Source organism: uncultured Microbacterium sp. (assembly GCF_963524805.1).
GTDB lineage: Bacteria > Actinomycetota > Actinomycetes > Actinomycetales > Microbacteriaceae > Microbacterium.
In genome coordinates, this window is the sequence record NZ_CAURGG010000001.1 from 258,965 (window position 1) to 273,627 (window position 14,663).

A 14,663-nucleotide genomic window follows, 5' to 3' on the forward strand; every position below is an offset into this window, starting at 1 on the left:
ACAAGGAGGGCCTGATGGCACGCATCGGTGAGAGTGCCGATCTTTTCAAGTGCTCCTTCTGCGGAAAGAGCCAGAAGCAGGTGCAGCAGCTGATCGCCGGCCCCGGCGTCTACATCTGCGACGAGTGCGTCGAGCTGTGCAACGAGATCATCGAAGAGCGCATGGCCGAGTCCTCGACCGGCGTGGTCTCGGACTTCGATCTGCCCAAGCCGCGCGAGATCTTCGCGTTCCTCGAGGAGTACGTCGTCGGGCAGGAGGCCGCCAAGCGCGCGCTGTCGGTCGCCGTCTACAACCACTACAAGCGCATCCGCGCGCACGGGACGATCCAGAGCGCCGAGCAGCGCGCCGATGAGGTCGAGATCGCCAAGAGCAACATCCTGCTGATCGGCCCCACCGGCTGCGGCAAGACCTACCTCGCGCAAACGCTCGCCAAGCGCCTCAATGTCCCCTTCGCCGTCGCCGATGCCACGGCGCTCACCGAGGCGGGCTACGTCGGCGAAGACGTGGAGAACATCCTCCTCAAGCTGATCCAGGCTGCCGACTTCGACACGAAGCGGGCCGAGACCGGCATCATCTACATCGATGAGGTCGACAAGATCGCCCGCAAGGCCGAGAACCCCTCCATCACCCGGGATGTGTCGGGCGAGGGCGTGCAGCAGGCGCTGCTGAAGATCCTCGAGGGCACGGTCGCCTCGGTTCCGCCGCAGGGCGGTCGCAAGCACCCCCACCAGGAGTTCATCCAGATCGACACCACGAACGTGCTGTTCATCGTGGCGGGCGCGTTCGCCGGTCTCGAGGACATCATCTCGAGCCGGGTCGGCAAGCACGGCATCGGGTTCGGTGCACCCCTGCACACGAAGGGTGATGACCTGAGCCTGTTCAGCGAAGTGCGCCCCGAGGACCTGCACAAGTTCGGCCTGATCCCCGAGTTCATCGGGCGTCTGCCCGTCGTGGCCTCCGTGACGCCGCTGGATCAGGTCGCGCTCATGGAGATCCTCACCGAGCCGAAGAACGCGCTGGTCAAGCAGTACCAGCGCATGTTCGAACTCGACGGCGTCTCACTGGAATTCGACTCCGAGGCGCTCGAGGCGATCGCCGACCTGGCGGTCGAGCGCAAGACGGGCGCACGGGGACTGCGCGCGATCCTCGAGGACGTGCTCGGGCCGATCATGTTCGACATCCCGTCGAATGAAGACGTCGAGAAGGTCATCGTGACGCGCGCCGCCGTCGAGAGCGGCGCGGCGCCCACCTTCATCACCCGCCAGGCGCGCAAGAGCGCCTGACGGGTTCGCGGCCGGGTCAGGCCGCGAGACCTCGCCGCTCCAGAAGCGGTTCGATCTCCGCATCCCGCCCGCGGAAGTCGCGATAGGCCTCGAGCGGATCCTTGGATCCGCCAACGCCCAGCAGCCGATCGCGGAAGCGATCACCGTTCTCGCGCGTCAGCCCGCCGTTCTGGCGGAACCACTCGACGGTGTCGGCGTCGAGCACCTCACTCCAGATGTAGGAGTAGTAGCCGGCGCTGTAGCCGCCGGAGAACACGTGCGCGAAATAGGTCGACGAGTACCGCGTGGGCACCGCCGGGTTGTCCAGGCCGATATCGGCGAGGGCGGCGGCCTCGAACGCCGCGACATCGATGTCGGATGCCGCGTCTTGCTCCTTCAGCGAATGCCAGGCCTGATCGAGCCATGACGCCGCCAGATACTCGCTCGTTGCGAAGCCCTGGTTGAACGCCTCCGACGCCCGCAGCTTCTCCACGACGTCGCGGGGGAGGGGATCACCGGTGTCGGTGTGACGTGCATAGGCATCGAGGATCTCCGGCCAGTAGATCCACATCTCGTTGACCTGGCTGGGAAACTCGACGAAGTCGCGGAACACGTTCGTCCCGGCGAAGTGCGGGTAGGTCACGGTGGCGAACAGGCCGTGCAGAGCATGCCCGAATTCGTGGAAGAGCGTGGTCACCTCGTCGAGCGTGAGCAGAGTCGGCCTTCCCGCGGCCGGCTTGGGGACGTTCAGGTTGTTGACGACGATCGGCAGGGTCCCGCGCAGGCGCGACTGCGAGACGATGGAGTTCATCCACGCTCCGCCGCGCTTGGTGTCACGCGTATACAGGTCGAGCACGAACAGTCCCACCGGCGAGCCGTCGGCGTTGCCGACCTCGAACACGCGCGCGTCGGGATGGTACGCGCCCAGGTCGCGGCGCTCGGCGAAACTCACGCCGTAGAGCTGCGTCGCCGCGTGGAAGACGCCGTCCTGGAGAACTCGCTCTGCTTCGAACCACGGACGCAGCGCGCCTCGGTCGAGGTCGTACTCGGCGGCGCGCACCTTCTCGGTGTAGAACGCCCAGTCATGGGCTTCGAGCTCGAACCGGTCGGGCTCGGTGTCGATGATCGCCTGCAGGGCCGCCTGCTCGCGCCGCGCGTTGCGGGCAGCGGGCACCGCCAGCCGGCGCAGCAGGTCGTGCACGGCTTCGGGGGAGCCGGCAGTCTCGTCGGCGGTCACATACGCGGCGTGCGAGTCGTAGCCGAGCAGGGCGGCGCGCTGGGCGCGGAGAGCGACGATCTCGCGCAGGACGCCGCGGTTGTCGTTCTCTCCTGCCCGCGAGCCGCGGGCGCGCGATGCGTCGAGGATGCGTTTGCGACTGGCCCGATTCGTCAAGGATGCGAGGTAAGGGTGACCGGTGAAGAGGGTGAGCGTCACCACCCACTTGCCGTCGAGCCCCCTGTCTGCGGCTGCTTGTGCGGCGGCCGACAGCTCGCCCTCGGCGAGCCCGTCCAGTTCGGCGGCATCGTCGAAGACGACGGCGAGGTCGTTCGTGTCGCGCAAGAGGTTCTTCTCGAACGTCGTGGTCAAGCTCGACAGTCGCTGGTTGAGAGCCGTGAGTCGCTCCTTGGCCGACTCATCGAGACCGGCGCCGGCGTGCGACATCTCGCGGTACCGGCGTTCAACGAGGTAGCGCTGCTCGGGATCCAGATCGAGCTGGTCGAGCTGACCGTGCAGCGTCTGAACCCGCCAGTACAGCGCGGAGTCGAGTTCGATCGAGTCGTGGTGGGCCGACATCAGCGGGGCCAGTTGTTCCTCGATCTGCTGGATCTCGGGCGTCGCGTCCGCGGAGGACACCGTGTAGAACGTGCGGGACACATCGCCCAGCAGCTTGCCGCTCTCCTCCAGGGGGACCATCGTGTTCTGGAACGTCGGCATCGAGCGCACCCGGGTGATGGCGCTGATCTCGCTCTTCTGATCAGCGAAAGCCTGCTCGAACGCGGGCAGGTAATCCGACGGCGAGATCGCCGCATAGTCCGGAAGACCGTAGGGAAGCGTGCTGGGGGACAGAAGGGGGTTCTCGTTCGCCATGGCACCAGCCTAGCTCCGGAACATCTCCATGCCGCCGAAGCTTTGCAAACTCACTGTTGCAAACAAGTAGTTGCAAAGAATCCTTTGCACTGATACATTCGCCTTATGGACGAGAACTCGCAGCAGCCGGATGACGTCAGCGACCGCGTCGAGCAGCGTCACGCCGAGGACCGCGTCCTCGACACCGGAGCGCTGCGTGCGCTCGCCCACCCGCTGCGCGTGCGCATCTACGACATGCTCAGTCAGTACGGGCCCCAGACGGCGAGCTCGCTGGCCGAGAAGCTCGGCGAATCATCCGGCTCCACCAGCTATCACCTGCGCGCACTGGCCAAGCACGATCTCATCCGTGAGATCGATGACCGCGGCACCGGCAGGGAACGCTGGTGGGAACGACCCGTGGGCGGCATCTCCTTCGCGAACGCCGATGCGATGAAGACTCCTGCGGGTCGCGCAGCGACGCAGATCGTGATGACCGAGTTCTTCCGCAATCGCAACGAGCAGCTCCTGCGTTTCGTGAACGACGGCATCCAGAGCGCCGGAACCCAGTGGGAGACGGGAACGCTGATCTCCACGGCGACCGCGCGGCTGACGCCGCAGCAGAGCAAAGAGCTCTCCACCAAGATCATGGCGCTGATCGACGACGCCGTGGACACCTATCGCAATCAGACCGGCGAGGACGTGCGACCCGTGACCATCCGGGCCGATGTGTTCCCGCTGCCCGACCTGGAAGGAAAGCCATGACCGCCATCTCCACGCCGCGCCTCAGCAGCGGCGTCACACCACTCGAGCGCATGCTCCTGCGCGCGGCATCCGCCCTCGACGTCTTCGTCGCCGGTCGGATGGAACGCCGCAGTGCCGTCGACCCGCGCGGCGCGTACGAAGCACAGCGGTCGTTCGCCGCGGCCCGCGAAGCCGCGCAGGCGCGCGGCGCCATGGGCCTGCTCCCGCGATGACCGACGCCCTGGACACCGAGACCGCGCCGCCCTCGGGCGAGGGCGAAGGACATCGGCGCACCAGGGCGGCGGAGCGGCCGCGCAAGGACCCGCTCGGTCGCGACTTCGGAAAGCTGTGGACGGCTGCGGCCTTCAGCAATCTGGCAGACGGGATCGGGCGCACCGCGGTGCCGTTGATCGCCACCACCCTGACGAGCGATCCGCTGGCCATCGCGGCGATCGGCGCTCTGGCCTTTCTGCCCTGGCTGCTGTTCGGGCTGCCGGCCGGCATGCTCGTCGACCGGTTCGATCGCCGCATCATCATGGCCTCCGCCAACGCGATCCGCGGAGGCGTCGCGCTGTGGCTCGCGATCCTGACAGCGAGCGGACACATCAGTCTGTGGGCGCTCCTGGCCGGCACGCTGGTGTTCGGGCTCGGCGAGACGCTCTTCGACAACGCGACGAACGCGGTGATCCCCGGCGTCGTGACGCGCCGACAGCTGGACCGCGCGAACGGCAGGATGCAGGCCGCGCAGGTGACGATCGACAGCTTCATCGCGACACCCATCGCCGGTGTGCTCTTCGCCGTCGCCCTCGCCCTGCCGCTGTGGATCGGCGCCGCCGGGTACCTCGTGCCCATCGCGCTGGCGATCATGCTGCCGCTGTCTGCAGCCAGGCCGCTGCGTGATCCGGCGGCCGTGCCGGACCCGGCGGCACCCGACATCGAGGTCGCGACGCCCACGCCTGAGCCGACACCCACGCCGCTCGCACCGTCCAAGGTTCCCGCCCGCGAGGCGATCTCCTACCTCTGGGGCAACCACTACCTGCGTGCGATGGTGGTCTTCACCTCGATCGTCGGATCGGCTTTCTCGTTCGCGCAGGCCGCGACGATCCTCTACTTCCTCGACGAGCAGGACGTCGCCCCTGCCGCGATCGGCTTCGTCACCGCAGGCATCGGCGTCGGGGCGCTGATCGGCTCGCTCCTCGCCCCGCCGATCGTCGCCCGGATCGGGCGCGGGTGGGTGATGTTCTCCGCGAATTTCATCTCGGCGCTGGCCATGCTCCTGACCGGTCTGGCGCCGAACCTCGTGACCGCGATCCTCGCCTACGCCCTCTTCGCGTTCGCCGTCTCGACCTGGAACGTGCCGTGGGGGGCGCTGCGCCAGCAGATCGTTCCGGCCTACCTGTTCGGACGCGTTCTCGGAATCATCCGGATGCTGACGTGGGGGATGTTCCCGATCGCCACGCTGCTGGGCGGCTGGGTCGCTCGCATCGACCTGCGCCTTCCGTTCCTGCTGGCCTCCGCAGTGGTCGTGGTGGCGTCGCTCATCGCGGCCCGACTCCTCGTCGTCGGCACACGGCGTGCCGGGGCCGAGGCCGAGGCGGCGTCGGCCTAGCCGAACCCGTCCGCCGGGTCGTGGTGCACCACGGCAAGACCATCCTCGTCGAGACTGACGATGACACCGGTGTCGAGCTCCGCGATCGGGCGCCCCTCCAGCCAGGTCAGCGTCCAGCGCGGCGCCGGCTGCCCCAGCTGGTCGGCAGGAGTGACCGCCTCGACGGCCGCGATCTGAGCTCTCATCGCTTCCGGCAGCGAAGATGGCGGTTCGCCGCCCGATATCCAGCGGGTGCCCAGCTGCATGTCACGCCTCCTGTGGTGCCAGTTCGATGCCCGAGACCTCGATGGTCTCGGCATCCGTGTAGATGATCTCATCGATGCGGCCGACGGCTTTGAGGTCGCCCTCAGCGAGCTGAAGCAGGGCGATGGATGCCGCCGGCGCAGCGATCGTCATGCGGGTGACCGGTGTCTTCTGCGATGCCTTCGCCTCGGTCTTGGCCCGACGGATGCTGATGAGGGCGGCCCCGACCGCGCGCAGCACCGCAGGATCGCCGTCGATGCCGAGCGGTTCGGGCCAGTCCGTGGTGTGCACGGAGCCGTCGTTGAACCAGGACCACGCCTCCTCGGCCGCGAACGCGAGCACCGGGGCGAACAGGCGCAGCAAGGTGGCCAGAGCCGTGCGCAGCGCGAGGGCCGCCGAAGCCTGCCCGACATCCGCGCGATCGTATGCGCGCTCCTTCACCAACTCCAGGTAGTCGTCGCAGAACGTCCAGAAGAAGGACTCGGTCAGCTCCAGCGCGCGGGCATGGTCGTACGCCTCGAAGGCCTTGGTGGCCTCGCGCACCACGCCGTCGAGGCCGGCGAGCATGGACGCATCGAGGGCGTGAGTGATCGTGGCGCCCTCGGGCACCGGGAAGGACAGCACGAACTTCGCGGCGTTGAGCACCTTGATCGCCAGGCGACGGCCGATCTTGACCTGCGTGGGGTTCTGCGGATCGAAGGCGGCATCGGCTCCCAGCCTGCTGCTGGCCGACCAGTAGCGGACGGCATCCGTGCCGTGCTGATCGAGGATGTCGGCGGGGGTGACGACATTGCCCTTGGACTTGGACATCTTCTTGCGGTCCGGGTCGACGATGAATCCGGAGATCGCGGCGTCCGTCCATGGCGCGCGATCATCTTCCAGGGCGCTGCGCAGCATCGTCGAGAAGAGCCAGGTGCGGATGATGTCCTGCCCCTGGGGGCGCAGGTCGAACGGGGCGACGAGGTTCCACAGCTCGTGGTCGCGTTCCCAGCCGCCGGCGAGCTGTGGGGTGAGCGAGGATGTCGCCCAGGTGTCGAAGATGTCCTGCTCTCCCTCGAACCCGCCCGGGATGCCCCGCTGATCCGCCGTATAGCCGGGGGGGACGTCGATCGTCGGGTCCACCGGGAGACGTGCCGCCTCTGGCGTGATCACGACGTCGAAGTCCCGCTCGCCGTTCTCATCGAGGCCGTACCACACCGGGATCGGCACCCCGAAGAAGCGCTGGCGGGAGACCAGCCAGTCGCCGGTCAGGCCGCCGACCCAGTTCTCGTAGCGGACCCGCATGAAATCGGGGTGCCACGACATCTCGCTGCCGAGGTCGAGCAGCTTCTCGCGCAGTTCGGCGTCACGTGCCCCGTTCCGCACGTACCACTGACGCGTCGAGACGATCTCGAGCGGTCGATCGCCCTTCTCGTAGAACTTCACCGCGTGGGTGAAGGGCTTGGGCTCGCCCTCCAGCTCGCCCGACGCCCGCAGCAGATCGACGATGACCTTCTTCGCGCTGAAGACGGTCTTGCCCGTGATCTCCGAGTAGGCCGCGCGGGCGGCATGCGTCACGATCACATCGGGGGCGTCCGGGAGGACCCGGCCGTCCTTTCCGAGGATCGTGCGGTTGGGCAGGTCCAGCTCACGCCACCAGATGATGTCGGTCACATCGCCGAACGTGCAGATCATCGCGATGCCCGAGCCCTTGTCCTTCTGCGCGAGCGGGTGCGCGAGCACGGGCACCTCGACGTCGAAGAGCGGCGTGCGCACGGTCGATCCGAACAGCGGCTGATAGCGCTCGTCGTCGGGGTGGGCGACCAGGGCGACGCACGCGGCCAGCAGTTCCGGACGCGTCGTCTCGATGTGGACGTCACCCGTGCCGTCGGTCTTGTGGAAGGCGACCCGGTGATACGCGGCGGGCTGCTCCCGATCCTCGAGTTCGGCCTGCGCGATCGCCGAGCGGAAGTCGATGTCCCACAGCGTCGGGGCGAGCGCCTGATACGCCTCCCCGCGATCGAGGTTGCGCAGGAACGCCAGCTGGCTGGTGCGGATCGTGTCATCCGAGATGGTGCGGTAGGTCTGGGTCCAGTCCACACTCAGCCCCAGCTGGCGGAACAGCGACTCGAAATGCTTCTCGTCCTCGAGAGTCAGCGACTCGCACAGCTCGATGAAGTTGCGGCGGCTGATCGGGATCTGGTCGGCGGCCTTGCTCGACTTGTTCTCGCCGCCCTCGAACGGGGGCGCGAACTCGCTGTCGTAGGGAAGCGACGGATCGCAGCGCACGCCGTAGTAGTTCTGCACGCGGCGCTCGGTGGGAAGGCCGTTGTCATCCCACCCCATCGGGTAGAACACGGTCTTGCCCCGCATGCGCTCGAAGCGCACCCGCACGTCGGTGTGCGTGTAGCTGAAGACATGCCCGATGTGCAGCGACCCCGAGGCGGTCGGCGGGGGAGTGTCGACCGAGTACACCCCGGCACGGCCGCGCTGCGCCGCGCGCAGGCGATCGAACAGGTACGTTCCCTGTTGCTGCCAGGCGGCATCCCACTTGGTTTCGAGACCTTCCAGCGCGGGCTTGTCGGGAATGAGGGCGTCGGCCATGGAGATCTCCTGTGCGATATGTGCGGCACTGTGTGAGCGTGCCTGAGTGTGGGATGTCCACCGATTCTACCGCGCGGATCGCCGAGCGCGAGGGCGTCAATCCACGACGTGGATGCCGGCCGCAGCCGCCAGCGCGGGGGCGAGGTCCTCGATCTGACGCGAGGAGAGGGTCGCTCCGCGCAGCGAGCCGGCGTCCAGGAACGAGAGCGCGTCCAGACCGCGCAGGTCCAGATCCTTGGCCCGGAGGCCCCGGGTGTCGACTTCCTGCGCCCTGCTGGCGGAGAACGCGGTGCGCATCACGCCGGCCTGCGGCAGGTCCAGCGAGCCGATCACGCAGTCGGCGACCAGCAGATCGGTGATGCGCCCGCCGGCCAAGGACAGATAGTCGATGCGCACTCCGCGAAGCTCGACTTCGTCCAGATCAGCGTCGGCGAGGTCCAGGGTGCCGATCCGGCCGCCGGTCGCCCGCACACGACGCCACCGCGACGCGCGCGCAGTGACCGTCGTCGCCCGCAGGTCGGACAGCTCCACGTCCACGAGTGACGCGCCGCTCAGATCGAGCCGGTCGAGCGCGGCGCCGGAGAGCCGGCACTCCGTGATCGTCGCGTGAGCGGCATCCGTCACCGGCTCCAGGTCGCTCCAGTGCAGCTGGAAGTAGTCCCCATCGCGGGAGAGCGGCTGGCCGTCTTCGAGCCGAGGCGGCAGATCGGGGGGCGAGACGCGGGGCGCGAGCGGGGAAGCGGAGCGGGCCATCCCCCCACGGTACGGTCCGTGACCGATGCGGGTAGAATCGGAGGACGAGCATCGATCCGGCATCACCGGGGAGCTTCCGGAAGAACAGGGCGCGAGCCCCCAGTAGAACCGGACGGGGCAGGCCCGTCACAGCCGCAGTGAAAGGGGTGCCGGGTCATCAGGACCGGTGCAACGCGGGGTGGTACCGCGGTTCTCCCGTTCGGGAGGGTCGTCCCAGCACGGAAGCATCGCGACCTGCTGGAGTGACATGACCTATCCCAAGACCGGACCCGACGTCCCGCCGAGCCCTCGGTTCCCCGCGATCGAGCGCGAGGTCATCGACTTCTGGAACGCCGATGACACCTTCCGCGCCTCCATCGCGAACCGCGACGGCGCCGAGGAGTGGGTCTTCTACGACGGCCCCCCGTTCGCGAACGGGCTCCCGCATTACGGGCACCTGCTGACCGGTTACGCGAAGGACCTGTTCCCGCGCTTCCAGACCATGCGCGGAAAGCGCGTGGACCGGGTGTTCGGATGGGACACGCATGGCCTTCCGGCCGAGCTCGAGGCGATGAAGCAGCTCGGGATCACCGAGAAGGACGAGATCGAGCGGATGGGCGTCGCGACCTTCAACGCCAAAGCGCGCGAATCGGTGCTGGCCTATACCCACGAGTGGGAGGACTACGTCACCCGCCAGGCGCGCTGGGTCGACTTCGAGCGTGGCTACAAGACGCTCGACACCGGCTACATGGAGAGCGTCCTGTGGGCGTTCAAGACCCTCTACGACAAGGGTCTCGCGTACGAGGGCTACCGGGTGCTGCCCTACTGCTGGCGCGACCAGACGCCGCTGTCCACGCACGAACTGCGCATGGACGACGACGTCTACAAGATGCGTCAGGACCCGTCCGTCACCGTGACCTTCCCGCTGGTCGGACTCAAGGCCGAGGCCCTCGGGCTCACGGGCGTGCGCGCCCTGGCGTGGACCACGACGCCGTGGACCCTGCCGACGAACCTGGCGCTGGCCGTCGGCCCCGGCATCCGCTACGTCGTCGTTCCCGGCGGTCCGCTGGGATCCGCCGACGTGCACCACGGCCCCGACGGACGCAGCGACGAGTACGCGGAGGCGGAATCGCACCGCTATCTGCTGGCCGAGGACCTGCTGGCGAACTACGCGAAGGACCTCGGGTACGCAGAGTCTGCGGATGCCGCGGCCGCCGTGCAGGCCGTGCACACCGGCGCCGACCTCGAGGACGTGCACTACGACCGCCTCTTCGACTACTACGCCGACACGGAGGCGTGGGGCACCGAGAATGCATGGCGCATCCTCGTCGACGACTACGTGACCACCAGCGACGGCACTGGAATCGTCCACCAGGCTCCGGCCTATGGCGAGGATGACCAGCGGGTGGCCGAATCGGCCGGCATCCCGACGATCCTGAGCCTGGACGACGGCGGCCGTTTCCTTCCGGCTGTGACCGATGTCGCGGGCGAGCTGTGGATGGACGCGAACACGCCGCTCATCCGGATCCTGCGCCAGGACGGGCGCCTGCTGCGGCTGGCCAGCTACGAGCACTCCTACCCCCACTGCTGGCGCTGCCGCAATCCGCTGATCTACAAGGCCGTCTCGAGCTGGTTCGTGCGGGTGACCGAGATCAAGGATCGCCTGATCGAGAACAACGAGCAGATCACGTGGGTGCCCGAGAACGTCAAGCACGGGCAGTTCGGGAAGTGGCTCGAGGGCGCGCGCGACTGGTCGATCAGCCGCAACCGCTACTGGGGCTCGCCGATCCCGGTGTGGCGCAGCGACGATCCGGGATACCCGCGGGTCGATGCGTACGGCTCGCTCGCAGAGCTCGAGCAGGACTTCGGCCGGCTGCCGCGCAACTCCTCGGGCGAGGTGGATCTGCACCGGCCCTACATCGACGAGCTCACGCGCCCGAACCCCGACGATCCCACCGGACGCAGCACGATGCGCCGCATCGAGGACGTCCTGGACGTCTGGTTCGATTCCGCATCGATGCCGTACGCGCAGGTGCACTACCCGTTCGAGAACCACGAGTGGTTCGACGAGCACTCCCCGGCGGATTTCATCGTGGAGTACATCGGCCAGACGCGCGGCTGGTTCTACGTCATGCACGTGCTCTCGACCGCCCTGTTCGACCGTCCGGCCTTCACGGGCGTGAGCTGTCACGGCATCGTGCTGGGCAGCGACGGGCAGAAGATGTCCAAGTCGCTGCGCAACTACCCCGACGTCAGCGAGGTCTTCGACAGGGACGGATCCGACGCGATGCGCTGGTTCCTCATGGGCAGCTCCGTGCTGCGCGGCGGGAACCTCGTCGTCACCGAAGAGGGCATCCGTCAGGGCGTGCGCGAGTTCCTGCTTCCGCTGTGGAACGCCTGGTACTTCTTCTCCACGTATGCGAACGCCGCCGAAGGCCAGGCGGGAACGGGGTACGAGGCGACGTGGCGCACCGACTCGACCGACGTCCTGGACCGCTACATCCTCGCGCGCACCGGTGACCTGGTTCGCGATGTCGCCTCCGACCTCGACGCGCTGGATTCGACCACGGCCGCGGCGAGACTGCGCGATTTCGGCGAGGCGCTGACCAATTGGTACATCCGCCGCTCGCGGGACCGCTTCTGGGTGGGCGTGAGCGCCGATCCCGCCAGCCGCGAAGCCTTCGACACGCTCTTCACCGTGCTGGAGACGCTGACGCGGGTCGCCGCACCGCTCATCCCGCTCGTGAGCGAGCGCGTGTGGCAGGGGCTGACCGGGGGCCGCAGCGTGCACCTGCAGGACTGGCCGGACGCCGACGCGTTCCCGGCCGCGGACGACATCCGCTCGGCGATGGATGCCGTCCGGGAGGTGTCCTCCGTCGCCAACGCCCTGCGAAAGCGCGAAGGCAAGCGGGTGCGGCTTCCGCTGGCGCGCCTGTCGGTGGTGGTGGCCGATGCCGCAGCGCTCGCGCAGTTCGAGGACATCCTGCGCGAAGAGCTCAACGTCAAGGCCGTCGAGCTCGTCGACCTGCAGCAGGACACCGCGGAGTCGTACGGCATCTCGCACCGGCTTTCCGTGAACGCGCGGGCCGCGGGGCCCCGTCTGGGCAAGCAGGTGCAGCAGGCGATCCAGGCCGCCCGCGCCGGCGACTGGTCAGAGACCGAGGGCGTGGTGACCGCCGGGGCGATCACACTGGAACCGGGGGAGTACGACCTCGTGCTCGAGACGAAGGGCCGCCCGGAAGGAGAAGCGCTCGCCGTGCTTCCGAGCGGAGGCTTCGTGCTGCTGGAGACCACCTCGACGCCCGAGCTGGAGGCCGAAGGGCTTGCACGCGACGTCATCCGCGCCGTGCAGGACACCCGCAAGGCGGCCGGCTTCGACGTGAGCGATCGCATCCGGCTCGATCTGACGTTCCAGTCGGCGCAGGACGGCGCGGCGGTCGTCTCGGCCTTCGGCGTCGCGGACGTCGCGGGCGAGACTCTTGCGACCGAATACGTGGTGGCCGACGCCGGTGGCGAGACGCTGGCTGCGAGCAGCCGCGCGGCATCCAAGAGCGACGCCTCGCCGGATCACACGGCGCGGTTCCCGGCGGGCACGTTCGCGAACGCGGGCGAGTTCACCGTCGCCGTGACGCGCCTGGCCGCACAGGATGAGGTCGCAGCATGAGCGATCGCAGCCGTGCCGACGCCGTGTACGCCGCGCTGCTGGAGCGGCAGGGCGAGAGCTGGGTGCAGCCCCGCGTGGAGCGCACCCGCCGGGTCCTCGAGCTGCTCGACGATCCCCAGCGCACCTATCGCGTGGTCCACGTCACGGGCACGAACGGCAAGACCTCGACGAGCAGGATCATCGAGAGCCTGATCCGCGCGCACGGCCTGCGGACCGGACTGTTCACGAGCCCCCACCTGGAGCGCTTCACCGAGCGGATCATGATCGACGGCGAGCCCGTCGCGGATGCGGCAGTCGCCGATGCCTGGGACGAGATCACGCCGTTCGTCGATCTCGTCGACGCTGAGCTGGCTGCGGCCGATGACGCACCGCTGACGTTCTTCGAGCTACTCACCGTGCTGGCTTTCGTCGCGTTCGCCGATGCGCCGATCGACGTGCTCGTGCTCGAGGTCGGCATGGGCGGCTCGTGGGACTCCACGAACACCGCCGACGGCGACGTCGCGGTGTTCGCGCCGATCGACATCGACCACGCCGACCGGCTCGGCGAGACGGTCCGCGAGATCGCGGAGGTGAAATCCGGAATCATCAAGACCGGTGCTGCCGTCGTATCGGCGCGGCAGTCTCCCGCCGCCGCCGCAGTGCTGCGCGCGGCCGCCGCGGCGCGCGACGCGAGCATCGGCTTCGAGGGCGAAGAGTTCGCCCTCACCGACGCTCGGCTGGCGGTCGGCGGGCAGCTGATCTCGGTGCGAGGCCTCGCCGCGGCGTACGAGGACGAGTACCTGCCCCTCTTCGGCGCCCACCAGGCCCAGAATGCCGCGCTCGCGATCGCGGCTGTGGAGTCGCTCATCGGCGGCGGGACGCAGCCCATCACGGGCCAGATCATGGCAGAAGGACTCGCGCAGTCCAGCTCGCCGGGGCGGATGCAGCTGGTCGGCGTGAACCCGACGGTGATCGTGGATGCCGCGCACAACCCGCACGGCGCTCACGCGCTGACGGCGGCCCTGGGCGCGTCCTTCGATTTCGACGAGTGGGGAGTGGTGCTCGGAGTGCTCGCGGACAAGGACGCCGCCGGAATCGTGCGCGAGCTGGCCCCGATCGCCGCACATGTCTTCGCCACCGCACCCGACTCCGAGCGTGCCGAGGACGCGGACCGGATCGCCGACCTCGCCGAAGCGGTGGGGCTGCCCGTGACAGTGCACGCCGGTGTGGCCGACGCTGCGGAGGGAGCGCGCGCGTGGGCGGCGGCATCCGATCGACGTGCCGTGGTCATCGCCGGCTCGGTCGTACTGGCCGGCGAAGCCGTCGGTCTCGCCGCCGACGAGGACTGGAAGGCCGGGTGGTCGCAGTGACCGCTCAGACCGCCGACGCTCCGCGTCCGCGGCGGGCGCGAGGCGCAGCCGAATCCCTCGGCTCCATCGTCCTGGCGTTCGAGTCCGTGATCGTCTTCCTGGGGGGCCTGGCCATCTTCGGACTCAAGGCCCTGCCCGAGCCGATCCCGCCCTGGTGGGGGATCGTCGCCGGGACGGTGGTCGCCGTGGCGATGGTGCTGACGGCCCGCGTGCTGCGCTACCGCTGGGGGATCATCCTCGGCTGGGTCCTGCAGGTGATCGTCGCTCTCGGCGGCTTCTTCGTCCCTGCGCTGTTCTTCATCGCGCTGGTTTTCGGTGGCATGTGGGCGTATGCGACGATCAAGGGGGCTTCGCTCGACGCGCGCAACGCGCGACTCGCGGCCGAAGCCGACACGGCGAACGGAGACTGACC

11 protein-coding genes are annotated in these 14,663 nt (G+C 68.5%); 7 read left to right on the plus strand and 4 right to left on the minus strand.

The annotated features are described in order from the left end of the window. The first annotated feature begins 14 nt into the window (after nt 1–14). A complete protein-coding gene (clpX, locus tag RWQ91_RS01330; protein WP_314502068.1) occupies nt 15–1,283 on the plus strand; it encodes an ATP-dependent Clp protease ATP-binding subunit ClpX in 1,269 nt (422 codons plus the stop codon). Nucleotides 1,284–1,299: 16 nt separating this feature from the next. Here clpX and RWQ91_RS01335 read toward each other — a convergent pair whose 3' ends face one another. Then, nucleotides 1,300–3,351: a M3 family metallopeptidase gene (locus RWQ91_RS01335; protein ID WP_314502070.1), complete on the minus strand. Its 2,052-nt coding sequence runs from the start codon at nt 3,349–3,351 to the stop codon at nt 1,300–1,302. 105 nt (nt 3,352–3,456) lie between these two features. Between RWQ91_RS01335 and RWQ91_RS01340 the strand changes: the two genes are divergently transcribed. Genes RWQ91_RS01340 through RWQ91_RS01350 form a run of 3 tightly spaced genes read left to right on the plus strand, consistent with a single transcriptional unit; the run spans nt 3,457 to nt 5,680 of the window. Continuing rightward, nucleotides 3,457–4,092 carry a helix-turn-helix domain-containing protein gene (locus RWQ91_RS01340; protein ID WP_314502072.1) on the plus strand — a complete coding sequence of 212 codons (636 nt, stop codon included), beginning with the start codon at nt 3,457–3,459 and terminating at the stop codon, nt 4,090–4,092. Beyond that, nucleotides 4,089–4,304 carry a hypothetical protein gene (locus RWQ91_RS01345; RefSeq protein ID WP_314502074.1) on the plus strand — a complete coding sequence of 72 codons (216 nt, stop codon included), beginning with the start codon at nt 4,089–4,091 and terminating at the stop codon, nt 4,302–4,304. Before RWQ91_RS01340 ends, RWQ91_RS01345 begins: the two co-directional genes overlap by 4 nt. Next, complete coding sequence (locus RWQ91_RS01350; protein WP_314502076.1) at nt 4,301–5,680, plus strand: MFS transporter; 1,380 nt, start codon at nt 4,301–4,303, stop codon at nt 5,678–5,680. The genes RWQ91_RS01345 and RWQ91_RS01350 overlap by 4 nt, the downstream gene beginning before the upstream one ends. Here the strand turns inward: RWQ91_RS01350 and RWQ91_RS01355 are convergent. From RWQ91_RS01355 to RWQ91_RS01365, 3 genes are all read right to left on the minus strand, one after another. After that, nucleotides 5,677–5,865, minus strand: coding sequence for a hypothetical protein (locus tag RWQ91_RS01355; RefSeq protein WP_314502077.1), 189 nt, complete (start codon nt 5,863–5,865; stop codon nt 5,677–5,679). The genes RWQ91_RS01350 and RWQ91_RS01355 overlap by 4 nt on opposite strands. A 61-nt stretch (nt 5,866–5,926) precedes the next feature. After that, nucleotides 5,927–8,506 (minus strand): valine--tRNA ligase, encoded by a 2,580-nt coding sequence (gene valS / locus RWQ91_RS01360; protein ID WP_314502079.1) that lies wholly within the window; start codon nt 8,504–8,506, stop codon nt 5,927–5,929. A gap of 96 nt (nt 8,507–8,602) precedes the next feature. Further along, entirely contained in the window at nt 8,603–9,259 is a 657-nt protein-coding gene (locus RWQ91_RS01365) for a pentapeptide repeat-containing protein (protein ID WP_314502081.1), read from the minus strand. A 247-nt stretch (nt 9,260–9,506) separates the two neighbouring features. Between RWQ91_RS01365 and ileS the strand changes: the two genes are divergently transcribed. The 3 genes from ileS to RWQ91_RS01380 are packed head-to-tail and all read left to right on the plus strand — an operon-like array spanning nt 9,507 to nt 14,661. Next, nucleotides 9,507–12,902, plus strand: a complete 3,396-nt coding sequence (ileS, locus tag RWQ91_RS01370) for an isoleucine--tRNA ligase (protein WP_314502083.1) — start codon at nt 9,507–9,509, stop codon at nt 12,900–12,902. Then, nucleotides 12,899–14,251: a glutamate ligase domain-containing protein gene (locus tag RWQ91_RS01375; RefSeq protein WP_314502085.1), complete on the plus strand. Its 1,353-nt coding sequence runs from the start codon at nt 12,899–12,901 to the stop codon at nt 14,249–14,251. The genes ileS and RWQ91_RS01375 overlap by 4 nt, the downstream gene beginning before the upstream one ends. Then, nucleotides 14,248–14,661 carry a DUF4233 domain-containing protein gene (locus RWQ91_RS01380; RefSeq protein ID WP_314502087.1) on the plus strand — a complete coding sequence of 138 codons (414 nt, stop codon included), beginning with the start codon at nt 14,248–14,250 and terminating at the stop codon, nt 14,659–14,661. Before RWQ91_RS01375 ends, RWQ91_RS01380 begins: the two co-directional genes overlap by 4 nt. Nucleotides 14,662–14,663 lie beyond the last annotated feature (2 nt).